Origin of the sequence: Sphingomonas sp. 3-13AW (assembly GCF_049311085.1) — a bacterium.
Lineage (GTDB): Bacteria > Pseudomonadota > Alphaproteobacteria > Sphingomonadales > Sphingomonadaceae > Sphingomonas.
Genome location: NZ_JASNVZ010000001.1, coordinates 293,003 through 319,182, shown reverse-complemented (window position 1 = coordinate 319,182; position 26,180 = coordinate 293,003). Strand labels below are relative to the sequence as shown.

General features: G+C 60.6%; 20 protein-coding genes. 19 read left to right on the top strand and 1 reads right to left on the bottom strand.

Annotated features, from left to right (window positions below; all coding sequences use genetic code 11):
* Positions 1–87 precede the first annotated feature (87 nt).
* From QP045_RS01640 to clpX, 8 genes are all read left to right on the top strand, one after another.
* Positions 88–915: a hypothetical protein gene (locus tag QP045_RS01640; protein WP_422513209.1), complete on the top strand. Its 828-nt coding sequence runs from the start codon at positions 88–90 to the stop codon at positions 913–915.
* Between the two features lie 78 nt (positions 916–993).
* Entirely contained in the window at positions 994–2,682 is a 1,689-nt protein-coding gene (locus QP045_RS01635) for a DEAD/DEAH box helicase (protein ID WP_422513208.1), read from the top strand.
* Between the two features lie 9 nt (positions 2,683–2,691).
* A complete protein-coding gene (locus QP045_RS01630; protein ID WP_422513207.1) occupies positions 2,692–3,477 on the top strand; it encodes an AIM24 family protein in 786 nt (261 codons plus the stop codon).
* Between the two features lie 175 nt (positions 3,478–3,652).
* Positions 3,653–4,969: a Wadjet anti-phage system protein JetA family protein gene (locus tag QP045_RS01625; RefSeq protein WP_422513206.1), complete on the top strand. Its 1,317-nt coding sequence runs from the start codon at positions 3,653–3,655 to the stop codon at positions 4,967–4,969.
* Positions 4,963–5,601, top strand: a complete 639-nt coding sequence (locus tag QP045_RS01620) for a DUF4194 domain-containing protein (RefSeq protein ID WP_422513205.1) — start codon at positions 4,963–4,965, stop codon at positions 5,599–5,601. Before QP045_RS01625 ends, QP045_RS01620 begins: the two co-directional genes overlap by 7 nt.
* Complete coding sequence (locus tag QP045_RS01615) at positions 5,598–8,957, top strand: SbcC/MukB-like Walker B domain-containing protein (RefSeq protein ID WP_422513204.1); 3,360 nt, start codon at positions 5,598–5,600, stop codon at positions 8,955–8,957. The genes QP045_RS01620 and QP045_RS01615 overlap by 4 nt, the downstream gene beginning before the upstream one ends.
* Positions 8,958–9,013: 56 nt before the next feature.
* On the top strand, positions 9,014–9,613 hold the full coding sequence (locus tag QP045_RS01610) for a hypothetical protein (RefSeq protein WP_422513203.1): 600 nt from the start codon (positions 9,014–9,016) through the stop codon (positions 9,611–9,613).
* Positions 9,614–9,787: 174 nt separating this feature from the next.
* Positions 9,788–11,083, top strand: coding sequence for an ATP-dependent Clp protease ATP-binding subunit ClpX (clpX, locus tag QP045_RS01605; RefSeq protein WP_422513202.1), 1,296 nt, complete (start codon positions 9,788–9,790; stop codon positions 11,081–11,083).
* A 273-nt stretch (positions 11,084–11,356) separates the two neighbouring features.
* Here the strand turns inward: clpX and QP045_RS01600 are convergent, their stop codons facing one another.
* Positions 11,357–11,836: an OmpA family protein gene (locus QP045_RS01600; RefSeq protein ID WP_422513201.1), complete on the bottom strand. Its 480-nt coding sequence runs from the start codon at positions 11,834–11,836 to the stop codon at positions 11,357–11,359.
* Positions 11,837–12,469: 633 nt separating this feature from the next.
* Here QP045_RS01600 and QP045_RS01595 point away from each other — a divergent pair.
* The 11 genes from QP045_RS01595 to QP045_RS01545 all read left to right on the top strand — a co-directional run bounded on the left by QP045_RS01595 (position 12,470) and on the right by QP045_RS01545 (position 26,093).
* Entirely contained in the window at positions 12,470–12,835 is a 366-nt protein-coding gene (locus QP045_RS01595) for a Rap1a/Tai family immunity protein (RefSeq protein ID WP_422513200.1), read from the top strand.
* Positions 12,836–12,902: 67 nt separating this feature from the next.
* A complete protein-coding gene (locus QP045_RS01590; protein WP_422513199.1) occupies positions 12,903–14,903 on the top strand; it encodes a DNA topoisomerase in 2,001 nt (666 codons plus the stop codon).
* Between the two features lie 125 nt (positions 14,904–15,028).
* On the top strand, positions 15,029–15,196 hold the full coding sequence (locus tag QP045_RS01585; protein WP_422513198.1) for a hypothetical protein: 168 nt from the start codon (positions 15,029–15,031) through the stop codon (positions 15,194–15,196).
* Positions 15,197–15,294: 98 nt separating this feature from the next.
* Complete coding sequence (locus QP045_RS01580; protein ID WP_422513197.1) at positions 15,295–16,518, top strand: HlyD family secretion protein; 1,224 nt, start codon at positions 15,295–15,297, stop codon at positions 16,516–16,518.
* Complete coding sequence (locus tag QP045_RS01575) at positions 16,515–18,632, top strand: peptidase domain-containing ABC transporter (protein WP_422513196.1); 2,118 nt, start codon at positions 16,515–16,517, stop codon at positions 18,630–18,632. Before QP045_RS01580 ends, QP045_RS01575 begins: the two co-directional genes overlap by 4 nt.
* 121 nt (positions 18,633–18,753) lie before the next feature.
* Positions 18,754–21,099 carry an EAL domain-containing protein gene (locus tag QP045_RS01570; RefSeq protein ID WP_422513195.1) on the top strand — a complete coding sequence of 782 codons (2,346 nt, stop codon included), beginning with the start codon at positions 18,754–18,756 and terminating at the stop codon, positions 21,097–21,099.
* Between the two features lie 190 nt (positions 21,100–21,289).
* A complete protein-coding gene (locus tag QP045_RS01565) occupies positions 21,290–22,639 on the top strand; it encodes a nicotinate phosphoribosyltransferase (protein ID WP_422513194.1) in 1,350 nt (449 codons plus the stop codon).
* A 137-nt stretch (positions 22,640–22,776) separates the two neighbouring features.
* Entirely contained in the window at positions 22,777–23,400 is a 624-nt protein-coding gene (locus tag QP045_RS01560) for a cysteine hydrolase (RefSeq protein WP_422513193.1), read from the top strand.
* 76 nt (positions 23,401–23,476) lie between these two features.
* Positions 23,477–24,157 carry a VWA domain-containing protein gene (locus QP045_RS01555; protein WP_422513192.1) on the top strand — a complete coding sequence of 227 codons (681 nt, stop codon included), beginning with the start codon at positions 23,477–23,479 and terminating at the stop codon, positions 24,155–24,157.
* Between the two features lie 84 nt (positions 24,158–24,241).
* On the top strand, positions 24,242–25,114 hold the full coding sequence (locus QP045_RS01550) for a glycine-rich domain-containing protein (protein ID WP_422513191.1): 873 nt from the start codon (positions 24,242–24,244) through the stop codon (positions 25,112–25,114).
* A 289-nt stretch (positions 25,115–25,403) separates the two neighbouring features.
* Entirely contained in the window at positions 25,404–26,093 is a 690-nt protein-coding gene (locus QP045_RS01545) for a hypothetical protein (RefSeq protein ID WP_422513190.1), read from the top strand.
* Positions 26,094–26,180: the final 87 nt, after the last annotated feature.

The following is a 26,180-nucleotide window of genomic DNA, read 5'->3' as shown; positions in this document are numbered from 1 at the left end:
CCCTGTTGCGCGCCTACGGCATCATCACCGGACCAGAGTTCGCCTGGCTTGCACGCCAGGCGATCATCATGACGTATCGGCGCTGACATGGCAGGAAAGAAGAGCACCAAAGAGAAGGTGCACATCTCCACTGACATGATGCGTATAGCCATGTCACGGCAATGGAAGGCTCCTGTCCACGCCATTCTTTGGGAGGTCGGCGATGCTACGGGCGCGCGCCACTCACGTCTCGCCGATGCTGTGATCATGGGGCTTTGGCCCTCTCGCGGGATCGATCTCGAGGGGGTGGAGATAAAGACCCATCGCTCTGACTGGCAGCGCGAACTCAAGGATCCCGGCAAAGCCGAACAGATAGCCCGCTACTGCGATTTCTGGTGGGTGCATGCCTCCCCGGGAGTCGTAAAGACCGAGGAGCTCCCTTCGGGGTGGGGACTCCGCGTATTCGACGGGCGGATTTGGACGACACCGGTTCCGGCCGAGCGTCGGCGGCCGGATCCAATTAGTCGAGACTTTCTTGCAGCGTTGCTGCGCCGCTCGGACCAACAGTTGAGCAAGCAGGCACAACGAGTCGCCGACGAAGCACTGGCTTCCGAGCGCGATAAGATCGAACGGCGCATTGAAGAGCGCGTCCAAGAACGCACTCGTCTGAACGCTTCCTTGGTCACAGTTGCCGAGGAATTCGAAAAGGCTACCGGCTTGAGCCTTAAGGAACTTTCACGTGATGGCAGCGCGAACTACGCGGCGCGGATTACGGCGGCTCTTATGAAGCAGGACCTGCATAATCCATATTTCGGACTGGAGTGGCTGGTAAAGCAATTGCGCCAAACCGCCGATGCAACTGCCGAAGCCATGAAATCAATCGGACTGGAGCCGCCAACACATGAGCAATGTCAGCGATTGAGCAAGCGTCGGTGAACGGTGTCTACCTACACCTCCGCCTTCCTGCTGACCGCCTTTAGCCATAGCCTCGTGGCTTAAGGGCTGGAAGGGTCGATGCTCGCACGTCCATACCAGACCACCGCTCTCGCTAAGGCGAGGAAGCGGGTCAAAACAGCCCGCCGGGCCACGCTAGTTCTCCCGACGGGAGCGGGTAAGACAGTGGTGGCCGGCTTGTGGGTGAAGGAACGCAAGGAAAAGGCCGGGAAGCAGAAGAGACGGTTTCTGGTCCTTCAGCATACGAAGGAGCTTGTATCCCAGAACCTCAAGAAGGTCGGACGGATAAGCGGCCTGAAATGTTCTGTCGTTATGGGCAAAAAGAACGACTGGAGCGGCGAGGTTGTCTTCGCAAACGTGCCCACGCTCGCCCGCTTTGATCGTCTCGCTGAGATGGGGGTATTCACCGACCTCATCGTCGACGAGTGCCATCATGCGGCCGCGCCCGGTTGGGAGCGAATTATCCGCCAGGCGGTGCATAACAACGACAAAATAGTCGTTCTCGGCATGTCTGCCACGCCCGACCGGTCCGACGGGAAACCGCTTCCGGACGAACTCGGCGAGATCGTCCACCGGATCTACATTCAGGAACTCCTCGACGAAGGCCACCTCGTACCCCCGCGCGCTTTCTGCGTGAACCTTGGCGTGGATGCGGAGATTGCGGAGGCTGCCCAAGGCAGCGAGAATGACCAGGTCGGCGTCGCGAAAATTCTGGATACTCCGGCCTTCAACAAGGCTGTGGTGGACCAGTGGCGGGCAAGAGCGGAGCATCGGCCCACGATCGCGTTCTGCTCCACCATCGAACACGCCAAGAACGTGGCTGCAGCGTTCATCGCTCAAGGGATCGACGCCAGAACCGTCGACAAGGACACGCCACAAGCTGAGCGGGACGCAACGATTGCGGCGTTCAAGGCTGGCGAATTCCCGGTTCTATGTAACTGCCTGATACTTACCGAGGGGTTCGACCACACTCCGACCTCCTGCGTCATCATCCTGAGAGCGATGATACATCTCAGCACGTTCCTTCAGGCGATCGGACGGGGCATGCGCGTGGTCGACGCCGAAGAATTCCCGGACGTCATCAAGTGGGATATGATCCTCCTCGACTTCGCAGGGGCAGCGGCACGGCATTCCGAGCTCGACGAGAAAACGTCCCTCAAACACGATGTCCTCGATGCCCGACAGCAGGAGGAAGCGCCTGCAAGGGATACCCTGGAGGTGGCCGGGCCTGCCTCTGAGGAGGGGGCCCCGGAACAGGTGGTCGTACCGATACTCGAGGAGATCAACCTCAATCGGTCCCAGTTCCGTTGGACGGACATCCACGGGGACGGCCGCACACTGCTGGTATCAGGAGGACATGGGTTTGCCGCGGTGCTGCAGGGCAAGCGTGGGGATCCCCACCGGTGGGTTGCGATCGGTCGGAAGACCGCGACCCGTCCCTGGGGGGCGGTGGAGGTCCTCCACGTCGGTTCGCGCCGGCAGGCATTTGCCGCGGCAGCCGATTACATCCGGACGATTGAACGAGATGACAGCCGCCTGGATAACCGTCGGTGGCTCAATGAGCCCTGCACCGCAAAGCAAGCAGAGAAGCTCCGATCCTACGGTTGTCCCGACGAAATCGTGGACATTCTGAACAAGTACGAAGCGTCATGCCGCATCGTCTATCACGGGCAATTCGCGGACGTACGCAAGAGCGTTCTGCGTCACCTGGCGAGGGTCGCGGAAAGTCAAGAAGCCATAGCCGCATAGGAGAGCAATATGACCGATCTTGTTCGCGAACTTCTCGATACGAAAACGGCGGATGGTGTGACCTTCGAGGTCTGGCGGTACAGAGAGGCTCGCCAAATCGTTAAGATGCTCCCGGTCCCCGTGGGAGCAGGCAGTGCAGCCACGATCTCTTATCAGCCGCATGTACAAGAGGTTGCGGTCCATCAGATATGCGTGCGCCTAGAGAGCGCCTCCGTCATCCTCGAGCCTGGCGCGCTGCAGTACATGAAGGGCAACATCGATGTGGACGTGATGAAGCATGAGCCGGGGAAAGGCTGGTTCTCGCGTCAGCTCGCATCGGCCGGCACCGGTGAATCCCCTTACGGCGTGAAGTACACCGGCACAGGAGAGATCTGGGCTGAACCCGCGAGCAAGCACTTTATCATCGTGGAGCTCGATGATGACGGGCCGCTGCTGCTCGATGACCGGGCGTTCTACGCTTGTAGCGGCAAGGTCAAGGTCGACACCAAGAAGCACAACACTGTTTCGGGGGTCATGTCAGGCAACCAGTTGGTGCAGCCGAGGCTCAGTGGATATGGCCTCGCAATCGTAGAAAGCCCAGTCTCGGAAAACGAGCTCAGCTTCTTAACCCTTGATGGGAGCGAGAAGCTGACAGTCGATGGTGACTATATGCTTTTCTTTAGCGAAAGCATCGATGTGAAACTCGGCCCGCTTGTGTCGGGTGTGATCAACATGCACCGGTCGGGCGAAGGGCTGGTCTTCCACATGACCGGCAAGGGAGTCGTGTGCCTGATGCCGACGTCGCGTATCGTCTAGATCGCGGGCCCGAAACCTACACGGATCGTGCGATCCATCCTACAACTGTTCGATGGCCTCCACGGTTTCCCCGACGCGCACGGCAGACACGCCTGACGCTCTTTTTGGGCATCTTCCGCCCGGCCTGTTCGGGCCATTGGCATCGCCGTCGCGACGAGGCTACTCCCGCCTTCTCATGGCCGTGTACCGCCATTTCTTCGTCGACGAGGTCGAGGCAGAACGGGGTCGAGAGGATGTGGTTGGCTTCATTTCCGACGTCATGCGCAACGAGGACGTTGATGGTGCCGTGATGAGTGCGGTGACGGGGGATCGGACCGAGATCACCCAGAACCCGCAACTCGCCTACCGCAGGCTGGTGGAAGCTGGTTGGCTTGTTGAGCATCGACGGGGGTACAACGTACTGGTCGATGTGGAGCCAGGTGTCGCCCTCCTTCTGGATGCACTCGACGGCATCGAGACCGGTGAGGCACAGCATTATGGAGGAACGATCTCAGCAATCGATGCTGTTGTGACGCACGTGGGCGACGAGCCCAGAGAGCGAGCGGCAGCCTTGGCAGACACGGCTGGCCGGGCCCGACGTTTCCGTCAACACCTCGGATCTGTCTTGAGTGGACTGCGCGCGATCGAGCGCCGCATTCTCGCCAGCCCCGATCCGGATGCGATCCTCTCAGGGTTCTTCGACGAGTTTGTGGCTGGGAGCCTGATCGCCGACTATCGGGCGCTCAAGACCCGGAATAATCCCTTCCGCCACCGAGACCGCGTCATCTCCGCGACGAGCGCGTATCTTTCCGATCAAGCTCTCCTCGCCCAGGTCGCCGCAGGGTACGTCGAACAAGGGCTTGCCCCCGATGCCGACGCGGGGCTCCAGAGGGCCGCGCAACACCTTGCCCTCATCGGTTCCGTGTTCGTCCAGTCCGGAGACAGGCTAGACGAGATCGACGAGTTTCGAATGCGGCTCGAGAAGCGTATCGTGCGAACGCTTTCTTACATGGTGCAGGTCGACGAGGCGCTCGGGCCCAAGACGGCCCGCCTGGCGTCTTACGTGGGCTCTGCGATGCAAGACCCGGTCGCTGCGCCTTCCGATCTCTCGCCCGACCTTCGGTTGCTCTCTGCTGCGTCCCTGCGGCGTCCTCGCGTTCGACGAGATCCACCGCCTCCAACGGCTGTCAGCGTTGGAGAGCCCAACGTCTACCTGATCGAGCTTGGAAGAGCTCTGCGCGCGCATGCGCTCGCCATGACACCCCGCGACAACGACGTGGTCCAGTTCGCTGAGATCGCACTTGGCGCACGCCGATCCGTCTCATCCACCGAGATCACCGTGACCGATCCTGTCCACGTCATCATGCTGCAGCGCCTCAGGACGCTGTCTATCAACGGCAGCCGACGCCTGCGCGATCTCTATGACGTGTCTGTCGACCGGTCCACATACCACGACAACGGATGGACGGTTTCCCATCCGTTCATGCTGTCCAGGAGAAGCGAAGCGTGCTGACCGACCTCTTTGAGACGTTGGAGGCCCGCCGGAACTCCGGCACCGGCTACGAAGCGTCAGATTTCTCGGCCGCAGCGGATCGCCTGCTCGTCCAACAATGCGTCTTCCGGGACGACTGGGGGTGCCAGAAGCACTACGAGATTGTCGCGAGGAATGTCGAATACTTCACCGATCTCATGGCCGCGGTGGGCCGGAGCCTGGTGGTGGATGAACGCGAGCGCATGCTCACACTGGTGCCGCTGCATCCGATGGCTCGCTCAGTTCTTCAAAACGACGAGACGATCCTGCTGCTGGTTCTGCGTTCTGTCTTCGAACGCGGCGTTTCCGACTTTGGGCAGGGCGACGACGGCGAGGTCGAGACGACCTCGGATGACGTTCTTGACCGGTATGAACCCATGTCCGGTCGTCCTCGGCCTGTATGGTCGCGCGCCTATGAAATGCTCCGGGCGTTCGATCGCCGGCGCTTCATACGTGTCACGGAGCCCGAGAGTGGCATCTCCAGTTGCAAGGTGGTGATCCGGCCCGCGATCCGACACCTCACGGGGGATGACTGGATGGGCCGGCTTGAGGAATGGGCAACCTCGGAAAAAGGGGCAGCACAGCCGGGTCTGCTCGAAGGTGAAGAAGAATGACGCACATCGTCCGACTGTCGATGGTCAACTGGTACCTCTACTCGGTCCAGGACATCGAGATGCGAGGCGCTACGGCCATCCTGGGGCCAAACGGCGTCGGCAAGTCGTCGCTTCTGGACGCGATCCAACTTGTCGTCACCGCGAACAACCGACGGTACCTCAAGCTCAACGCGAGCAGCAACGTCACATCTGGATCCGTGCGACGCAACCGGGATGAGCCGTCCCGCTCGGTGCACGGATATTGTCTGGGTACCGTCGACGGCCAGCGTATGCGTGAGAATTCGATTACCTACGTGTGTGTTACGTTCGAGGGCGAGCAAGGCCAGCGCCTGTCGGCCGGGATATCCCTGCTAGCACGAGCCGGCGATCAGGAGGAGGAAACCGTCGGCGCTTTCATTCTCCCGGGCGGAGATCTGTGCGCCGAAGACTTCCTGGAACCAGACCTGGGCAGCGGCCGCACGCCGCTGCCATATGACGCGTTCATCAGCCGCTTGCGATCTCGATCCCAGCCGGTGGAGGACTACCGCTCACGTCTCGGAGGGACATTCACCAAGACGCTTCTCGGACACCTCGCGGGAAAGCGCTCGGTTGATGCAGAGCGCTTCCTGCGTGCCACCCGCAATGGCCTGCAGCTCCGCGAGATCTCGAGCGCAAACGATTTTGTCCGGGATTACATCCTTGAGGCTGACCCACTTGATATCCAATCCCTGCGTGAATCCGTCTCACGCTATCGGGGCTTTCAGGAAAAAATCGGGGATCTCGAACTGCAAGAACGCGAGCTCCGGGAGATTTCAGATCAGCACCGTCAACTAGGTGAGGCTACCACGCGCGCCGCGACATATGAGTGGATGCTTGCACGATTCCGGCGCGATCGCGTGGCTGAACGACGTTCCGATCTCCGGACAGTCCTGGCCGCCCTCACAGCCAAGCGGGAGGCCCTTGAGCGGGAGGCGTCAACAGTGCGGGGGGCGCTGGATGAAGTGTGCCGCAGCATTATCCGCGCCGAGGAGGCCCGACGGCATGACGATGTCGGCCGGGCGGTGTCCGCCCTGATCGCCGACGCCGCAGAGCAAGAACGCCTCGCCACAGCAGCTGAACGTACACGTGATGAACTGCTGTCCGCAGGGCAGTCGTTGGCTCACACCGTTATGACGCTGCGTGGCAGGTTCTCCGGTCTGGATTTGGATGCGGTCGCCGCTCGAGGTGCGCGTCTCGTGAAGTCGCTCGGAAATCCCGAAGATGGAGAGCGCATTGATGGTGTGCTCCAAGACCTCCTTCCCTACGTGGATGCGGCTCTGGGCAGCATCGAAGAGCGGCGCATATCGGTTGCCGGGCGCGAGCATGTGCTTCGGGCGGAGATGACCGACATGCAGGGTCGCCTAAAGCGGATGCGAGAAAGCGGCGGCGCGATCGGCGCGGGAACAGCCCGGTTCCTCGATATGCTATCGGACGCGGGCATCGATGCGACGCCCGTCTGCGACCTGTTGGAGGTCCCGGATGATGCATGGCGTGAAATCGTTGAAGCGGTGATGGGGCCGGCCAGGGAAGCGGTTGTGGTGCCACACGCGGACATACCAGCGGCTTTGTCGATGATCCGCCGAAACAGACGTGTCCTTGCCGGTTGTCGCGTTGTGGTGCCGGCAGAACGGGACATTGAGCGAGCATCGGACAGTCTGGCGTCGCGAGTGGAGACGGCTAGTCCCGAGGCGCGAGCGTTTGTCGACGCGCACCTGGGATCGATCGCTATCGCGGACGCAGTCGAGGCACTGGAAAGCGGCCACCAAGCCGTGCTGTCGGACGGGACACTATCCATCGGTGGCGCTGCTCGCACCATCGAGGGAGTGGCAGTGCCGATGCTCGGGCGAGAGGCTCGCAGGCTTGCTCTCGTTCGGCTGGAGGACGAGATAGCCGATCGCCAGTCGCGCGCAGATGCCCACCGTAGCGAGATGGAAAAGCTGGGTGATGCAGAGCGCCAGCTACGACAAGGCAGAATAATGCCCACAGAAGAACGGTTGCAGGATGTTCAGTCATCTCTTCGACGCGCTTCGGCATCGGCTAAATCCCTCCGCGAACGGGCGTCCGCCCTCGAGGGAACACGTCCAGCCGAGTTGTCCCATGTCCTGCAAAAGTTTGAAGAGGACCAAAAGAGCCTCAGCTCAACGCTCGCGAGCGTTGACCGCGACCTTTACGAAACCAGACTCCGGCAGGATCGCGCAGGTACTGATGCAGAGTCGGTGAACGGGGACCTGGCTCAGGCGCTAAACGATCTGGAAAAGCTGGACGAACAGCTGCAGGCTCGATCCCCAGATCTGGACGCCTTGGAACGGGAGTATGGCGGTCTGCTCGATCGCCATGGCTCAGATGCCTTCGAGACATCGATTATGGGCCTTCATCGCACCGCGGCAAACCAGTCGGCGAGGCTCGGCGGAGCCGCTCCGCAGATGACCAAGGAGTTCGCGTGGAGACACCGTTCAGAAGGGTTCGATCCGGAGGCCGGTCCCGACGAGCAAGCAGCATGGGTAAATGCGCAGCTTGAGACCGTCGCGGGTCACGGCCTCAGGCGCTACAAGGAGCAGGCGGACGAGGCGCGTGTCACAATGGAGGGTGCACTTCGCGAGCACCTCCTGGTGAAGCTCTATGCCCGGATAGTGGAGGCGAAAAGGCAGATAGCAGACCTGAACAGGCAACTGTCTATGCGCCGGTTCCACCGGCAGCTCTACGAGATCAAGGTAGACACCGACGCCGGCTACAGGGAAATCGTAGAGGTGGCACGACGCGTGCACGAACAGACCGACGACGTGACGGACCTGTTCGCCAACCCCTCAACCTATGGAGCCGATGTGGCCCGCGGGGTAGCGCGAGTGCGGAGCATGATCGAATCCGATGGCGACGCCGGTCTGGTGGGGGATTACCGCAACTATCTCCAATTCGACCTCGTCACCCGCAACGAGGAGGGAAGGATCGTTTCCACGCACAGTAGCCGTGCAAGCACTGGATCGGGTGGTGAACGCCAGGTTCCCTTCTACATCGCGATCGCCGCTGCCCTGGCGTCCGCTTGCTATGGCACTCCAGTGCCGGGGCGCCGCCAGCACGGCCTTGGGCTTGCCTTGTTCGACGAGGCCTTCAACGCCCTGGACGACGCGAATATCGCCGCCTGTCTCCAGTTCATGGACGAACTGGGCCTCCAGGTGATCGCCGCCGCTCCCGAGGGGAAGCGCCCTCAATTCATGGAGAACATGGACACGATCATATCGATCTACCGACATGGCCTGCACTGTGAGATCGATGTTGAGCATACGACCCAGGCTGGTCGATCTGGGTTTCGTGCGGCAAACCCGTTGTACGCAGATGCCTGATGCCTAACCGCGAAACCCTAAGCGCGCGGCCTGAGTGAAAATAACGGAGAACAACGATGGCTGTGAAGCTGGAAAATTCTGACCTCCAGTTTGTCGATTTCGGACGTGACGCCGGAGGTATGAACGTCGTTGCGCCCTTCCCTGCCATCTACCGATACGAGCAGATTATAGAGGAGGTCGCCGGCTACGATCCGCATGAAACCGGGGAGGTCACACGTCGGGTGCATTACGGCTATTCGCCTCACCCCGTGATCAAGATCTCGAATGTCGTGTCTTCTCATTCGACGCTGATCCGGAAGCTCGACTTCGATGCAGATGGAGCAATATGGCTGCTATGCCATCGACACCGCAGCGCCGCTGAGAGCGCGGCTTATGCCCATGCCGTGATGATGAGCAGGAATCCTGGGGATGGTCTTGCCCCAGCGGCCATCGAATATGTTACCGACGAGGGCTATTACACGATTGCGGCCCGCCGCCCCCCGAAGGACGCTCCCTCAGGTCTCATCGTTTACAGCGTCACGCATGATGACGTGGCGGGGCCGCGCATCCTCTCGATCGCGACCGACCCTAAGGGCAGCATCGCCTCGGCAGAAGCCCACTTGTTCTCCTTCGTGCCACTGCCTGACGCGAGAACGGTTCCAAAGGGCGGTACGTGAGGCAAGCCTTATCAGTATGGCGGTCTGCTCGGGGTAGCTAGCGGGAGAACCGCTCAAGACCGCAGCCTTCGCAACCGCTCCAGCCGTAACTGCCAACGTCTCACCCATACTACGAAAAACAGGGGCCGCGTCGCCCAAAGCCAAGGCCAAAAGGCCGAGTAAAAGGAAAGTTTGATGAGCAACGACGCGAACAAGACCAACTGCAGCTTTTGCGGCCGCAACAACACGCAGGTTAAGCGCATCTTCTCAGAGGGGAGCGCTGCGATCTGCAATGAGTGCGTCGACGGCTGTGTTGAGCATTCCGCGGAGCTGGATGCGCAGTCGGCTGGCGCAGCTGCTGCGACAGCCACGCGCCTGGAAGGGGAAGACGCCATGAACGCGGCGCTGGACGCTATCGCAGAACTCGCGTCGCCCCGCGCGATCAATGAGCACCTGAACGATTACGTCATCGGCCAGGAGAAGGCGAAGCGTGTCATGTCGGTCGCGGTCTACAACCACTACAAGCGCCTGGCGCACGATCAGGTTCTCGACGACATCGGCCTGCAGAAGTCGAACATGGTCATCGTGGGCCCGACCGGGAGCGGCAAAACGCAGATTGCACGGGCCCTGGCGAAGAAGATCGACGTTCCCTTCGCTGTCGTAGACGCAACCAGCCTCACAGCGTCCGGGTACGTCGGCGACGACGTAGAGACCATCCTCAGCCGTCTCATCGAGGCTGCCGATGGAGACGTAGCTCGTGCGCAACGCGGTATCATCTTCATCGACGAAATCGACAAGATCGCTCTGAAGGGGGAGAACATGTCGGTCACGCGCGACGTTTCGGGCGAGGACGTACAGAACGCCCTTCTTAAGATCATGGAGGGGACTTTGGCATCGGTTCCAGTCAAGGGCGGTGGTCGCAAGCACCCCGACGCTGCAACCTACATGGTCGACACCTCAGGCATCCTGTTCATCGGGAGCGGCGCCTTCGTCGGTCTAGAGAAGATCGTCGAGCGAAGGCTTGAGGAGACCTCGATCGGTTTTGGAGCGCGTGTGGGCACCGGCGAAGAGCGTCGTTCCGGCGACCTGATGAAGCACGTGACCGTTGCTGACCTCATGGCGTTTGGGATGAAGCCAGAGCTGCTCGGCCGAATGCCAGTGCTGACAACGCTGGACGCGTTGGACGTGGACACGCTTGTCAGGATCATGACGGAACCGAAGGACGCACTGGTGGCGCAGTTCCACCGCATGTTCGACATCGAAAGCGTCGAACTGGTTTTCACCGACGCGGCATTGCGACGGATCGCGGAAGAATCGATCAAGGCTCAGACCGGCGCCCGTGGCCTGCGTAGCCTGGTGGAAAACATCCTTCTTGACGACATGTACGACCTGCCTGAGCTCGAAGGTGTCGCGCAAATCATCGTCGACATCAACGAGCAGAATGTGGTTGGCACGCGTCGCGTAGATCACGAGGCCCGCCTGGCGGCTTAACTCGAGAGGCGCCGGCAGAAGAACTGTCGGCGCCTCCTTCCGTGCTTGGGTTGATCGTCCTCCCCAACGATGCGCGTTGATCTCGATCCTGCCAAGAGAACCGAAGCCATCGAGCTGCTGGCGAGTATCATTCGCGCCGGCTTACCCGGGAGCGCATCGTCCGCCGACACGACGGAGAGCGCGCTGGAGGAGGTGGACAGCTTCATGGAGCATCTGGACATGCTCACGGTTGACCACCCCCTCCCAGCCGATGGCGACTCTCGCGCCTATGGCTCAGCGCTCCTTTGTGACAGCGCGGCGGTTGAGGCTCAGGCTGACCGAGTCACGGCCACCTGTGACCGGTTCACGCTCTCCCGAGCTCACCACGGTGACGCGCGCATCGTCGACGCCAGCCTTCACCAGATAGTCTTTGACCGCTCGCGCCCGTCGCATGCCCAAGGCATCATTGTAGGTCGCCGACGCTCGGTGATCCGCATGCCCTTCGACAACAACGGTCGTCTCAGGGTAGCGGAGTAGCCACTGCGCCTGCCGATAGATAATGTCCTTTGCCTCGTCCGAGAGATCTGAACGATCGGTCGCGAAGTGGACAGTATCGACGACGACGGTGGCAAGTGGCGATTTCGCCCGTACCTGCTCAGCGGCGTCGGGTAACGGGAGCGGCGGCGGCAGCAGCGGCCCGCAGCAGGCCGGCTTGTGCGCGCAGCCAGACAGACCTGCGAGCACGACCAGCGCGCCGATGATGTGCGTCTTCATTCGTGATCCTTCTTGAGCCTCGGCCACGGTATAGGATGGAACAGCATCAAACGCCAACTACCATCCGAAAACTGGCGCCATTTCGACATCACGCGGCCGCTGCACGTTGAAGCGTGCATACCGGAAGGTGAGATCGAGATGCGCAGACCTTGTTCCTCGTTCGCCGGGACCTAGACTCCGCCACGCCGCGTTCTCGGACGGTTCGGTGAGTGAGGACGGGGCGCTCGTCTTCGCCTCGAAATGGAGCAATTATCGGCGCAACAGAGTGGTCTCGCCACGCACCAAAAGAGGCTGGGTTCCAAATGCTTAGGTAAGCCTTCTAAAGCGGATTTTTAGCAGCGAGAATCGGTTGTATCCGACGTGCAGCCCCTACATTGTGGCGTAGGAATACCCCTTCCTTTGGAAGCCTCGCCCGGACTCTGAACCGGCCACGCAAGGCCATCGCGCGCTCAGGGCTCTGGACGATCGTATGAACCTCGTAGGCGGGCCTTCCCTTCCCCGGCCGCCTGAATAGTCCGGCTCCCGGGATTCCTCTTCGGTTCTCCCGAGTTCCATCCTACAAAGGGATCGGAAACTGTATCATCACGCTTCGTGTCCGAGCGACGACGAAGCCGCAAAGCAGGACTAACGCCCATGAAGAAGATACTCGCCCTCGCCACGCTTACCGTTCTGTCCGCGCTACCGATCGCTCCCGCTGCAGCTCAGAACCTCACGGTCAAGAATATGATCGGCCTTTGCGCCAGAGGCGATGTATCGCAGGGTGTCAGCGATCCAAGCTGCATCGCGTATTTCGAAGGCTATACGGCTGCCGTTCGCACGGTAGGCCGGCCCTCTGGGGTCGATCCCCGCAACGCTGCCTGCGTGCCCGACGGCGTGACCGTTGATCAGCAGGTTCTCGCGCTCTTCCAGTATGTCCAGGCTGACGAGAAGTCTCTGGACGAGCCGGCAGGCGCCGGAGTGTATAAGGCTCTCGCCCGAGCCTACCCCTGCACGCGTTGATGAAACGCGTCAGTCTGCAGTCGCCGAGCCTGTAGCTCAAATCTCCCTCCCATCCTATAACGGTCACATGAGATTATGGCTCGCTGAGAAGCGCATATCCGCGCAGCAAATCGCGTCTATCCTGGGCGAGAAGAGCCGGGAGGGCGGCTTCATCACGCTCTCGAACGGCGACGTGATGACCTGGGCAAGCGGACATCTACTCGAGAGTTACAAGCCTCACGAGTACGACGAACGCTATAAGAAGTGGAATGTCGCGGACCTGCCGATCATTCCGCGGAAGTTCCTGCGAAAGCCCATTGAGGACGGTAATTCGCGGGCTCAGTTACGGGTTATCTGCGGTCTCGTGAAGAAGGCGGACGAAATAGTCATCGCGACCGATCCGGCTCGCGAGGGGGAAGCGATCGCCTGGTACGTGCTGGAACACGCCGGTTGGAAAGGGCCGACGCTGAGGTTCTGGAACGAGGGGCTCGATCCCACGAGCGTCAACAAGGCCGCCGCCAACCTCTTGGATGCCTCGAAAACGAAGCCGTACTACATGGCTGCCCGCCTGCGATCCTCGATGGACTGGTGTGATGGCATGAGTTGGAGCCGTTACTACCAGATGCGCGCGTGCGAGTATGGTGATGAAGCGATCTCGATAGGGCGGGTCCAGACGGCTACCCTCGCGATGCTTGTTGACCGCGACCTTGAGATAGAGAACTTCGTGCCGAAGGACTACTTCGAGGTCCGTGCCGGCTTCGATCTGCCCGAGGGGCATCTTGATCTCATGTATTCGCCGGCGGAAGAAAAGCGCATTCTCAATCCCGATCAGGCGGAGGAGATTGCCCGCAGCATCCGCGGCGCCGATGCTGTGCTCAAGGTTGAGAAAAAGCCCAAGACGTTCACGCCTCCCCCGCCCTTTAACCTCGCCAAGCTACAAACCGTAGCTTCTGCCAGATTCGGCTGGCCCGTGAACAAGACGCTCGAGGTGCTCCAGAAGCTGTACGAGGCCGGTGCGGTCACCTACCCCCGCACAGAGTTCAGCCATCTACCAGAGACTATCAAGGGCGACATGCCTGCACATCTCGCGGCACTTCGGAAGAAGCCGGCGTTCAGGGACCTTGCGGACGTCGCTCCCACGATCCGCCCAAAAATTTTCAACTCCTCCAAGGTGGGCGACCACCACGGCATTATAACGACGGACAAGGTGGTTGATGTCGTCGCTTTAGGACCGGACGCGGCAAAGCTGTTCGACCTGGTGGCACGCCAGTTTCTGGCTGCCCTCCTGCCCGACGCAAAGGGCGCGACGACGACGATCTCAAGCATGATCGAGGGTGTCCCATTCAAGGCGTCCGGCACGATCATCAGCACAGCCGGTTGGAAGGCGGTGTGGGGTAAAGACGATCCCGGGGAAAGTGACCCGAACGCCGACAAGATGCTGCCGGCAGTAAAGGACGGTCAGCGGGCGCAGGTTGATGAGGCGGAGGTCCTGAAGAAGGTCACGCGGCCTCCTGCATTCTATACCGAAGGTTCTCTGGTCGAAGCGATGGCGACGGCCGGATCCAAGAGTGACGACCCGGAGGTGAAGGAGCTTCTCCAGTCTGGCGGAGGACTCGGGACGGCAGCCACACGCGCTGCAATCATCGAGAAGCTCGCCTGGCGGCATTTTACCGAGACCTCCGGCAAGAGGCTCATGTCGACCCGTCGAGGACGCGAACTCGTCGCGGTCATTCGAGCTGACGGCAACCGCTTGGTCGATGTGATCGCGACGGCCGATCTGGAACGGGAACTCAGAGCGATCGAGAAGAATCCAGCAACTGCGATCGAGATCTGGCACCGGTTCACCAAGGAGCTCGAAGATGAAATGGAGCGCCTAAAGCGTGGCCCCGCGCCTCGCAAGCTGACTGCTTTGCCGCGTGGTGAAGGGCGATCTTCAAGCCGCGCCGCTTCGCGCCAGCCTTCGCGTTCGGGAGGGTCGCGATCCTCCGCCGCCCCCGCTTCGCCTCGCAAATCGCCGGCGAAGAGTGGTGCTCGGAAGACCCCCGTCCGCAAGGCGCCGCCCCGCAAGCCACGAGCAAAGAAGTCCTAGCTGACGTCTGACGTCCAGGTGATCTCCTCGAGTTCCACACCTATCCTAAAAATATGGTTTTCGCTGCGTCGGGCTTTCCGCTAAGTTAACGAAGCCGGAAATATCCGGCTACAATGGAGAAGCATATGCAGACCGAAAACATGCAGCCCGTCGAACTCGACGAGATGGAAATCGAAGAAGTCGCTGGTGGTTCCGGCATCACCCATCCGAACGGCTCGACCGGCACGGCGGGGACGATGGGGACGATGGGCGGCAACGACGGCCGCGGCGGCAACACCGGCGTCGACGGCTGAGGCATTCCGCCTGGGGCCGAGCCTGACGCTCGGCCCCAAACAGCTCCAGATGGCGCCAGGCTGATTTTAATCCTACAATCCTCCAGACGGAGGATTCCTTGACACTTTTTAGACCTGAAGCGATGAGGAGCCAAGACAGGCTCCACGGGGAGGTGAGCCTTGTCCCTCCCGTGTCCTGGCAGATGCTGGGGCTTTTCCTCTTTGCGTCGGTCGCCCTTGCAGCCATTTTTCTCTCCGTCGCGACCTATTCCAAGTCCACGACCCTAAGAGGTGAGATCCAGCCGGACCGGGGTATGGCGCGCGTCGTTCCGACCCGGGCCGGGGTGATCGAAGAGATGCTCGTTGTCGAGGGCCAGGTGGTCGATCAAGGGCAGCCGCTTGTGCGTATCTCGGTTTCTACCATCGAAAACGGAGGTTCGATCGAGCGACGCAGGCAGGACGCTATAGGACGCCGGGGAATTGCGATCGACGAACAGGAACCGGCTATTATCTCGGACTCACGGTCGCAGATTTCGGCCCTACAAGCGCAAATCGCGGGCGGCGAAGCAGAGATTGCGAGCATCCGTGATCAGATCGCCCAGCAGGTGGTGATGGTGAAAGGCGCTGAAGGCGACCTGGACAAAGTCAGGGACATCGCAGCTCGCGGCTTCATCTCCGGGAAGGAGATTCGGGAGCGTGAAGACCGAGCCTCACAGCGAAGGCAGGACCTAGCTCGCCTACAACAGGATGAAGCAACCAGACGGTCTCAAGTGGCGGTAGCGCGTGCGGAAATGGCCAAGGCAAAGAGCGAGCTCGCCATCAGGCTTCGAAGCTTGCAGGGCCAGCGGGCGGCTGTTGATCAGGACGCGGCCGATGCCGATCGTGCTCAGTCTTATGTCCTCGCTGCAGGCACAGCAGGCAGGGTCACCGGAATTACCTCCCATAAGGGGGAGCCTGCCCTCGTCGGACGGCCCTTGCTCAGCATAATCCCCGAAGGCGGGAAAATGCAGGTCGTGCTCAACGTTCCCACTACGGCCTCAGGGTTCATCGAGCCGGGCCAGGAAGTCCGGGTTTCGGTTGATGCTTTCCCGTACCAGACCTACGGGACCGTCTTGGCGCGAGTGGCTAGCGTCTCTGATGCTGCGGTGCCGGTAGACAGCCCCGAGGGAGATCCTCAGGACGCATTTGTCGTCAGGGCAGATCTCCTCAGCCTGGATGTGCGTGCCTACGGAGAGACGCGCCCCTTGCGTCCTGGCATGATGGTTACAGCTCGGATCATGACCCGCCGCCGAAGCCTCTTCGGCCTTCTTTTCGATCCCCTTTACGCAGTGGCGAGGCGATGACGGCCCCCTTCCCCATTGATACCGGCATGATGCCCTCACGGCGGATGCGCCTCATTCGTCAGTCTGAGGTTACCGAGTGTGGTCTTGCCTGCTTGGCGATGGTCGCCAACCGTTGGGGCTACGATCTCGATCTGCCGGCCCTCCGTCGACGGTTCGGTGTCTCATCACGGGGTATAACACTGCGCACGATGATGCAGTCGGCCGATGCTCTCGGCCTCTCGCCCCGTGCGCTTAAAATCGCGCCGGGAGCGGGCGTGCTGGCGGGCCTGTCGGGTCTGCAAACCCCCGCAATCCTGCATTGGGACCTCGACCATTTCGTGGTGGTGGAGAAGGTGGAGAAGAAGAGGGCCTATATCCTCGACCCCGCAATAGGTGCGGGTTGGTACGACGAGGCGTCGCTGAGCAAGCGCGTCACCGGAGTAGCACTCGAACTGCGCCCCTCGGCCAACTTCCAGCCAGAGAAGGACAGAGCCCCTCTCGCCATGCGCCAGCTATGGAGTGGCTCCTCAGGCTTCAGAAGGTCCCTGCTTCAAGTCGCACTCCTGAGCTTTGTGCTCCAGGCACACGTTCTGGCATCTCCATATTTCCTGCAACTTGCGGTCGATCAGGCGCTGCCGTCGTTCGACGCGGACCTCCTCACGGTCCTTGCCCTCGGGTTTGGCCTGTTCGCTGTCATCAGTTCAGTGGCGTATCTGCTGCGCTCCTTTGTGTTGCTCTCGTCCGGAACAAGCCTGAGCTTCGGCATATCCTCCAACGTCGCGAGGCGGTTGCTGCGGCTGCCGATTGGCTGGTTCGAAAAACGGACCGTGGGGGACATTCTAAGCAGGTTCCAGTCCGTGCAGCCAATTCAGAGGTTCCTGACGGATACTGCGGCCGCGACCCTAATCGACGGCCTGCTTGCGTTGCTGACGCTTATCCTGATGGTCGTGTATTCCCCGCTGCTCACTCTCATCCCAGTGACGGCCCTCCTCGCGTACGCCGGCGTTCGCTGGCTGTTCTTTTCCTCGGAACGAAGCGCCGCGAACCAGAGGATCGTGGCACAAGGACGTGAGCAAAGTACGATGATCGAGAGTCTCAGGGGCATCGTCACGCTTCGCCTGGCAGGCCGCGAGACCATGCGTCATGCTGCCTGGCAGAACAAACTATCTGAGTCTCTCGGCTCAGCATATGCGTATGACCGGATCCGTGCGTGGCAAATGTCTGCAGGAAATCTGATCTCGTCGATCGAGATCGTTGCGGTCGTCTGGCTTGCCGTCTCTGGGGCGATCGCGGGCGGCTTCACCACTGGCATGATCTTCGCCTTTCTCGCCTATCGCCTGCAGTTCTCCACCGCGACGAGATCACTCATCGACCAGTCGGTCGCCTACAAGATGCTGGGTCTTCACCTGGACCGGCTTTCAGATATCGCTCTCCAGGACGAAGACCCGGGGTTTGCCGAGCCGGATGCGCCGATCGAGTTCAAGGGCGGCGTGTGCTTGAAAGGCGTCACTTACCGCTATGGGGTGAACGATCCCTTCGTGCTGCGCGGTATCAACCTCGAAATCGATCCTGGCGAACACGTGGCAATCACCGGGGCGTCGGGAGGGGGTAAGACGACACTCACTAAAATCCTGCTCGGTCTTATAGAGCCGACTGACGGACAAGTGCTGATCGACGGTATACCCCTCGCCCGCTACGGGCGCAGATCGTTCCGCGAACAGGTAGGCGCGGTGCTTCAGGACGATGTCTTGTTCGCGGGAACGATAGCAGAGAACGTCTCTGCCTTCGACGTGCTCGACACAGAGCGAATGTGGGAGGCTCTGCGTGGGGCTGCGATTGCTGACGATGTTAGAGCCATGCCCATGAAGCACCTCACACTCGTCGGAGACATGGGGTCGAGTCTTTCCGGCGGGCAACGCCAGCGCATTCTCCTGGCCCGGGCATTGTATCGCAAGCCTCGCCTTCTCGTGATGGACGAAGGAACGGCGCATCTGGACATGGAGCACGAAAAGGCGGTGAATGCCGCGATCTCTGCTATGGGGATCACCCGCATCGTCATTGCGCACCGCAAAGAGACCATCGAAGCTGCCGATCGGGTGGTCGTTGTCGGCGACGGTGTCATGAAAGCTGTCTAGAAACGTCGGAGTGCCGGAGTTCGCTTCGCAAGAGTGTAAGACCTCCGCATCGAGGTTAGATTTCAGTCGTCCCAAGGGACCGGAAAAATAGAACCGGCACGCCCGGAAGTAAGGACATTTTATGTTCCAGAGCAGCCTCGTCATCAGGGTCATCGAGATCCTGATGCGCCGAAGTGCTATGAATATGGCCATCTTCACACTCGCATGTGGCGTGGGCGTACTCGCCGGCCTTAGCGACTTCGGCCGCCCGCTCGAAAGCGCCCTTGAGGGAGTTCGTCAAAGCACTTTGTCGCATCACGCGTCGGGAGATGTCGTGATCGTGGCCATTGATGGGAGAAGCATGCAGGAGGTGTCCGCATGGCCATGGCCTCGGAGCGTTCACGCCCGCATGGTCGACGTACTCCATGATGCCGGCGCGAAGAAAATCGCGTTCGACATTTCATTCGCCACGCCGTCCCCGGACCCAGAGCAGGACCAGATCTTCGCGTCAGCGTTGAAGCGGGCTGGGGGCAAAGTCGTTCTGCCTGGTGTCGTAACCGACGCCCCGTCGCACCGCGGGCGGATGGGGGCAACCACGACCATGCCCACAGCGCAACTTGCTGCAAATGCGACGGTCGCGAACATCTACATTCGCCTGGACCCGGACTTTTATGCCCGGTCGCTCCCTTATGCGAAGATCATCGGCGGGCAGCCACGTCCGACGATGGCAAGCCTGGTCGCAGACCGGTATGGCCCCGTGGGAAAGTCCTTCCAGCTGGACTGGGCTATCAACCCTGAAACGATCCCGATCTACAGCTACGCGGACGTCATCAACGGGTCAGTTCCGAAGTCGGACCTCAAGCACAAGCGTATCATCATAGGCGCGACAGCAGAGACGCTAGGCGATCGTTTCACTGTTCCAAACTATGGGCGGATTCCGGGTGTTTTCCTTCAGGCTGTCGGCGCTGAGACGCTCCTGAAGCACCGCCCTCTGGAAGGCGGACCATGGTTGCTGCTGCTGGCATTCGCCTTCGTCCTCGGCATTGGTTCCATGCTGGGGCGCGACGGAGTGCTCTGGTTCAGCATCGCAGCTTCCATCACCGGGATCCTCATCACACCGTACGTGCTAGACACAACGACACCACTTAACGTCGACATGGTCCCTGCACTGCTGATGACGCTGAGCGTCGGTGTCATGCATAGTGCCTATGCGGCAATTCGCTACATCGTGACGTATCTCACTCGATCGTCTTCAAGCCAGCTCCCCAACATGCTCGCCATGAACCTTGATGATGACTCTGGTTCGGTCGTGGTCGTGGTCAGAATGCGGAACTACATCGCGGCCACCACTCTGTTAGGTGTGTCCGCCCGCGGCGAACTGATGCGCAAAATGCACCACCGGCTGGAGATGGCCAACAACGGAGAGGCGATCTTCCAGACAGACGAACAGAGCTTCGCCTGGACGACTGGTAGAACCGTCGAGGAGATCGCCGATAGCATCGAGGGGATGTATGCGATCTTCTCCCAGGGCATATCGATCGGGGACCTGACGGTCGACGCAACGATCGCCGTCGGCATCTGCGACGATGTCACCCTGGGCAAGGAGGACGCCGTCGCCGCAGCCACGCTTGCAGCAGACCAAGCCGCCGTCCGAGGCCTTCGTTGGGAACGCTACGAAAGCGAGCGGGGAGATGCCAACTGGCGCTTGTCGCTTTTGAGCGAGCTCGACGCTGCCATCGACAACGGCGATGTGTGGGTCGCGTATCAGCCGAAGTATGACCTGCAGAGCCGCAAGATCTCCGGCGCGGAAGCGCTTGTGCGGTGGACACATCCCGAGAGGGGTTTCATCGCCCCCGATCGATTCATCCCGGTGGTCGAGGAGGCTAATCGGATCGAGAAGCTTACGCTTCACGTACTGCGTACGGCGATCCGTGACTTTTCAGATCTCGAAGGATCCCTCACCATCGCCGTCAACATTTCAGCGCGGGTCCTCGGCAAGGACCAGCTGCACGGACCAATCCGTGAGATGCTAGAGGCCTATGGCCTGCCGCCAAGCCGTCTCACCTTGGAAATCACCGAGTCCGCTGCTCTCGCCGGGGAGACTGGCGTAGAAGAGCTAAATCGCCTTCGGGAAATGGGCGTAGCGATTTCCATCGACGATTACGGCACCGGACAGTCCACGCTGTCCTATCTGAAGAAGCTCCCGGCGACGGAAATCAAGATTGACCGCAGCTTCGTGCAGAATGTGCAGACCAATCGTAGTGACGCCGCGGTGGTCGATTCCACGATCAAGCTCGCTCATGTGCTTGGGATGAAAGTGGTGGCGGAGGGCGTCGAGAACCAGGAGGTCTTAGAGATCTTGGCCGGGATGGAATGCGACGTAATCCAAGGGTATCACATTTCTCGGCCAGTTTGCCTGAACGACTTCGTCTCCATGCCCCTGGTCAGGGAAGTAATCCCAAACGGCGGAAAGATCCGGGCGGCCTGATCGCCTGACCGCGCGGGCCATTCTTCCCGACCCGGAACGCCGGTCGGGCGCGAGACCTGCTGGTCGAGTTACCAGCAACTACGTGCGAGGTTCACGCCGGAGTATCGCACGAGCCATTCGCGGCCACCCAGCCTCTGCGGTCGCCGGTAGGCGTTGTACCAGGATGCAATCAAGAAAAGGCAGCTAGGAAATGGATTTCGCACAGCGCGCGCATGACCATAACTACAGGATGGACCCGATCGTCCGCAGCCGGCTCGATGATGACGCGTACAAGTGGTTCATGGGCGCGACGATCTACGAGAAGCATCCGATGGTAAATGTGACGTTCCAGCTCGAGAACCGGACTAAAGACGTCCGGCTGGCGGATCACATCACCCTCGCTGAACTGCGAGAGCAGCTCGATCATGCGCAAAGCGTCACCTACACGCCAGGCGAGATCATCCATATGCGTGGGCAGTCCTACTACGGCCACTCCGGCCTGTTCAAGGACAGCTACGTCAACCGCATGGCGATATCCAAGCTGCCGGACTACGAGCTTTCGGTTGACGAGGAGGCGGGTCAGTTCGTGCTGCGGTCAACGGGAAACTGGCTCGATGTCAAACACTGGGAGATCCACTTCCTCACGATCGTGAACGAGCTTTACGCTCGCGCGCAGTTGCGCCTGCTTCCGAAGTCGAAGCTCGACATCATGTATGCTCGAGCGAAGGTGAGGCTCTACGCGAAGCTCGAACGCATTGTGAAGGAGGCTCCTGAACTCACCCTCTCTGAGTTCGGCACACGCCGCCGACATAGCTTCCTCTGGCAGCGCTGGGTAATTGAGACAATGCGCGACGTTCTTGGGAAGCAGTTCGTCGGAACCTCCAATCTGCTTCACGCGAAGGAGCTCGGGGTCGAGGTGAAGGGCACGATCGCCCATGAGATGAGCATGGTCTACGCGGCACTTGCTGCGAAGGACGGGGAAGAGGCTATTCGTCGCAGCCAGTATGAGGTCCTTAAGGACGTGCAGACTGTCCTTCCCGAGAGGCTGCGCGTGTTTCTGCCCGATACCTTTGGGACCACCCAGTTTCTGGAAGGCTTCCCGCAGGACCTTCTTCCTCAGGCCTGGACTGGGTACCGGCCAGACTCCAAGGAGTCCGTCGAGGCAGGCGAGGAGGCAATTCGGTTCTGGAAGTCGAAAGGCTCCGACCCTGCCAGCAAACTCCTGATCCTCTCGGACGGCCTCGATATCGATCTTCCAGGGGAACCCGGCAACGGCTCGGACATGATCGCTATTCACAAGGCGCTGCACGGGCGGATCATGGACACTTACGGCTGGGGCACCAATGCGTCCAACGGCTTCCGCGGGACGGTGCCGGGCCGGCCGGATCTGATGCGTCCGATCTCGATTGTCGCCAAGGCGGTAGAAGCCGAGAACCGGGCTACGGTCAAAATCTCGGACAATACTGCCAAGGCCAGGTCGATCGATCCGAGGGAGCTGACGCGTTACCTCCAGATATTTGGAAGCCAAGGCGTGGGGCTCGCGCGCGAGACACTCGTGTGAAGCCGGCTCCCGCGCAGCGTTAACCGCAACGGTCGCCTCAAGGAGACAATCTCAACCTCACATGACGAGGTCACCGAAGCCCCGGGCCGCACCTCCGTCGCGCCTCCGCTATACAGGTTTCAAGAAGGACAAAACTCGTGAGCAATAAGCCTAACGTTCTTGTCGTCCCCGTCGACACCCAAGGTGACTTCATCTTCCGGAGCATGAGGCTTCCAGTCCCCGGCGCGGAGGAGATCATCGGCGCAATCATCGTATACATGGCAAATCTCGACCCGGCCGAGGTCGCAGCTGTCGTGGCCAGCTTCGACACTCATGATCTCCAAACCTTCCTCGGCAGTGCGGAGAACCTGGGCGATCCGAGCAACGGTGTCCCAGGATTCGATCTTCACGTTGAGAAGGGTAAGGTCGGCTGGGAAAACATCATCAACCTGAGAATCCCCCATGCCCTCGGCATCCCCACCTACAAAATTGAGAAGGGGGTTTTTGACCAGTGGGCCGAGCCTCACCTAGTCGTTGAGCGCCTCTACGCAGAGGAGCCCGTTCGTCAGCGAGATGCCTTCTACCGCAAGCTGATGGCGCAGGGCGTCGACACCGTCCGCTTGTTCGGCTTTGCGGCGGATTACTGCGTGATGTGGGCGATCAGAGGTTACCTCGCTTTCGGGTTCAAGGTGCAAGTCGTCGCTCGGCTGACCGCCGGACTCCAGCGGGACATGCTGCAGACCATCGCCGACGAATTCCCGGGCCAGGTCGAGGTGATCTAGAAATCTCCCCGCGGCAAGCAAATCCCGTCTGCGGCAATGGGTTAGTCAACGATCTTACAAAAGCTATGGAGGGGCAATGAAAGTGGATCTGAGCAAGAAGGCGGCGAGCTTTCGAGTCAGCCTTGCCAAGAAGAATATCCTCAAGGCACCGACGCTGCGGGTGGGTGCTGCTTTCGACGAGTCTGGGTCGATGGCCGGTAAGATCGGTGGCGGCAGCCTGCAAGAAGCATTCAATCAGATCATGGGCGTCACTATTGAGTTCGACGATAACGGCGAGCTTGATTGCCTTGCCTTCAATCATAAGTGTCGGGCTATCGGCGTCGCCACGCCGGCGAACTTTGCGGGATTCGTCAGCCGTCACCTCAATGCGACCGGTTCGACATGCTATGCTCCGATCGTGAGAATGAGCACGGAAATGTTCTTCTCCCCGCAGCGGGCACCGGGCATCAGGGGGCTACTCGGCGGTAAGGTCTACGATACCTCACCAGCGCTGATGATGGTCCTGACCGACGGTCAGAACGACGGAGACGACAACCATAATCTAGACCGGGCTCTCGCCGATGCGCAGCGGCTTCCGATCTTCTTCCACTTCGTCGGTGTGGGAGCAGACAAGAGAAGCTTCCCGACGATTGGGCGTATCGCGGACAAGTTTCCAAATGTTGGAGAGGTGTATCTGCCGCGGTTCGACATGCCCGACACAGAGGTCTACGAACAGATCGTTACGGACCGGCTCGTCGATTGGCTCAGAAAGTTCTAAGATTGCAGTGAAGCGGGCGCTATTCCCGCCGCTCCACTGATACGTGCCGATAGTTTTCCGGTCACAATAAGGGGAGGTTCCTGAATGAACGACGCGCGAAATGCTGCGGCGAATGGATCATATCGACCGCCTTCGGAGGTCGCGAGCCTTCTCCAGAAGATGACGATCGTGGATCCCGCAGCCAGGATCGACTTTATCGGCAAACTGGCCAAGGAGAACCGGTGGTCTCGTGATTACGCAAAGGAAGTGTACGCCGAATACCTCCGCTTTCTGCTGATGGCTTGGTATTCGCCGACCATGGTCGTTCCGTCGCAAGATGTGGACCGGGCGTGGCATCTGCATCTGACACATACAAAACACTATTGGGGAGTCCTTTGCGGCACCATTTTGGGAAGGCCTCTACACCACGAACCCGGACTGGAAACCGACGCCGACGGTCGCCTCCACGCAGACCTGTACGCCGCGACGTTGCTCCTCTACCGGAGGATGTTTCAGGATCAGCCGCCCTCTTCCATCTGGCCCAGCCCAGGGTCAGACGATCGGCCCCTGCCTGACGCGAAGCCTTCCAGAACCCTGAAGATGGTTGCGGCACAAACCGGCGTGGTCACGGGGGCTGTCGTAGCAACGCTAACGGGGCACGCAGCGATCGCGATGACGGTGCTTCTCGGCGGGGGTATCCTCCTTTACAGAACGCGCGCGGCGACGCCGCCGGGCCGGAAAGTCGCCCCGATGCCCAAGCCCCGCGCCGTCCCGGGAGCGCGCCCCGATACCGGCCGGGTATACCCGGCCAAGACTCGTTCTCCGGGAGACGGCGGCAATCAGGCTATAGTCGACGACGGTTCCCAGATCGCCTTGCTTAGCTGCTCAGCCAAGGGCTGTGACTCCGACGGGTCGGCGGCGAGTGACGGTTCTAGCTGTGGTTCTAGCTGCAGCGGCGGTTGCGGCGGCGGCGATTGATACCGTGTCGCGGCCACCCAACCTAGCTGGACATCGATCGGCCCCCTCGATGGCTGCCGAACAGAGCACGGGTGCCCGGCGGACGACGCGCTAGGCTTCTGGCATCCATTGCTCTCCTGTGATATCTCATCCTGAAATCAGGGTAAAGTTGATGCGGCTTCGGAATAAAATCGCAGGGGGTGCCCTCGCCGTGAGCGCTGGCGTCGTTGCGCTCACCTTCTACTCTTCCACACAGGATGGTCCGACGCCCCGCGGACCGAAATCTGAGACATCCTCCGCTCAAGAGGAGGTGAAGCCCATTGCCGCTGATCCGGAGACAATCAAGGCGGGCAGAAAAGCCAGGCTGGAAGCCATATTCGGCGCTTTGGAACAGACTGGGCCAGCCTCGCCTATGTACCTCGCGCTTCGTGAAGAATTCCCGGAGCGCTACGAGGCGATCAAGGAAGCTCTGCTTGCGGAACTGGAGTCCGATAATCCAGCCAACGATCCCGAGCAGTCGGCGATGAAGTTGACGAGGACGTCACTCGCCGGCATCAAAGATCGCGTTCGCCAATCGTCCGATGAAAGTCTCCGCAAGGTTGCGGCCGCGCAGTACGCGCTGCTGACCACCCTCGCTACCAGCGATCCAGAGGCGTGTGCCCGCTATGCGGCGCAAGGCGGCGACACGACGCTACCCCAGACCCTGGAGGTTTCACGGGCGCTTGCGGGTCTTGCTGCTGTACAGATCCGCGCAGCTGGCGATGCGACGAGCGCCCCCCAAACCCGGAAATCTCCGGCGCCAGAGTTATTCGCTGAGCTCGTTCAGCGTATGAAGGCAGGCGGCATCACCGACGTGCAAATATCCGCACTGGCTGAGGATACGCTCACCTCCCTCCCGGCGGCCGATCAATGTCGAGTGACTATATCGTTGTATCAGTCGGCATTAGGTCTCTCGCCTGTGGACGCTGGCGTCTTGCTTGCGGCAATCATCAAGAACTGATCGCGGCGTCTGAGAGCCCTCCCCCGCTCGGTCGAACCGTCCAAGGCGTAAGCGAAACAACCGTGCAGGGCCGCGTACGCGGATTGG

Excerpts from the sequence above, each read along its gene's own strand:
- QP045_RS01640 (WP_422513209.1), top strand. The coding sequence starts at position 88 with ATGGCAGGAAAGAAGAGCACCAAAGAGAAGGTGCACATCTCCACTGAC.
- QP045_RS01635 (WP_422513208.1), top strand. The coding sequence starts at position 994 with ATGCTCGCACGTCCATACCAGACCACCGCTCTCGCTAAGGCGAGGAAG.
- QP045_RS01630 (WP_422513207.1), top strand. The coding sequence starts at position 2,692 with ATGACCGATCTTGTTCGCGAACTTCTCGATACGAAAACGGCGGATGGT.
- QP045_RS01625 (WP_422513206.1), top strand. The coding sequence starts at position 3,653 with ATGGCCGTGTACCGCCATTTCTTCGTCGACGAGGTCGAGGCAGAACGG.
- QP045_RS01615 (WP_422513204.1), top strand. The coding sequence starts at position 5,598 with ATGACGCACATCGTCCGACTGTCGATGGTCAACTGGTACCTCTACTCG.
- QP045_RS01610 (WP_422513203.1), top strand. The coding sequence starts at position 9,014 with ATGGCTGTGAAGCTGGAAAATTCTGACCTCCAGTTTGTCGATTTCGGA.
- clpX (WP_422513202.1), top strand. The coding sequence starts at position 9,788 with ATGAGCAACGACGCGAACAAGACCAACTGCAGCTTTTGCGGCCGCAAC.
- QP045_RS01600 (WP_422513201.1), bottom strand. The coding sequence starts at position 11,836 with ATGAAGACGCACATCATCGGCGCGCTGGTCGTGCTCGCAGGTCTGTCT.
- QP045_RS01595 (WP_422513200.1), top strand. The coding sequence starts at position 12,470 with ATGAAGAAGATACTCGCCCTCGCCACGCTTACCGTTCTGTCCGCGCTA.
- QP045_RS01590 (WP_422513199.1), top strand. The coding sequence starts at position 12,903 with ATGAGATTATGGCTCGCTGAGAAGCGCATATCCGCGCAGCAAATCGCG.
- QP045_RS01585 (WP_422513198.1), top strand. The coding sequence starts at position 15,029 with ATGCAGACCGAAAACATGCAGCCCGTCGAACTCGACGAGATGGAAATC.
- QP045_RS01575 (WP_422513196.1), top strand. The coding sequence starts at position 16,515 with ATGACGGCCCCCTTCCCCATTGATACCGGCATGATGCCCTCACGGCGG.
- QP045_RS01570 (WP_422513195.1), top strand. The coding sequence starts at position 18,754 with ATGTTCCAGAGCAGCCTCGTCATCAGGGTCATCGAGATCCTGATGCGC.
- QP045_RS01565 (WP_422513194.1), top strand. The coding sequence starts at position 21,290 with ATGGATTTCGCACAGCGCGCGCATGACCATAACTACAGGATGGACCCG.
- QP045_RS01555 (WP_422513192.1), top strand. The coding sequence starts at position 23,477 with ATGAAAGTGGATCTGAGCAAGAAGGCGGCGAGCTTTCGAGTCAGCCTT.
- QP045_RS01550 (WP_422513191.1), top strand. The coding sequence starts at position 24,242 with ATGAACGACGCGCGAAATGCTGCGGCGAATGGATCATATCGACCGCCT.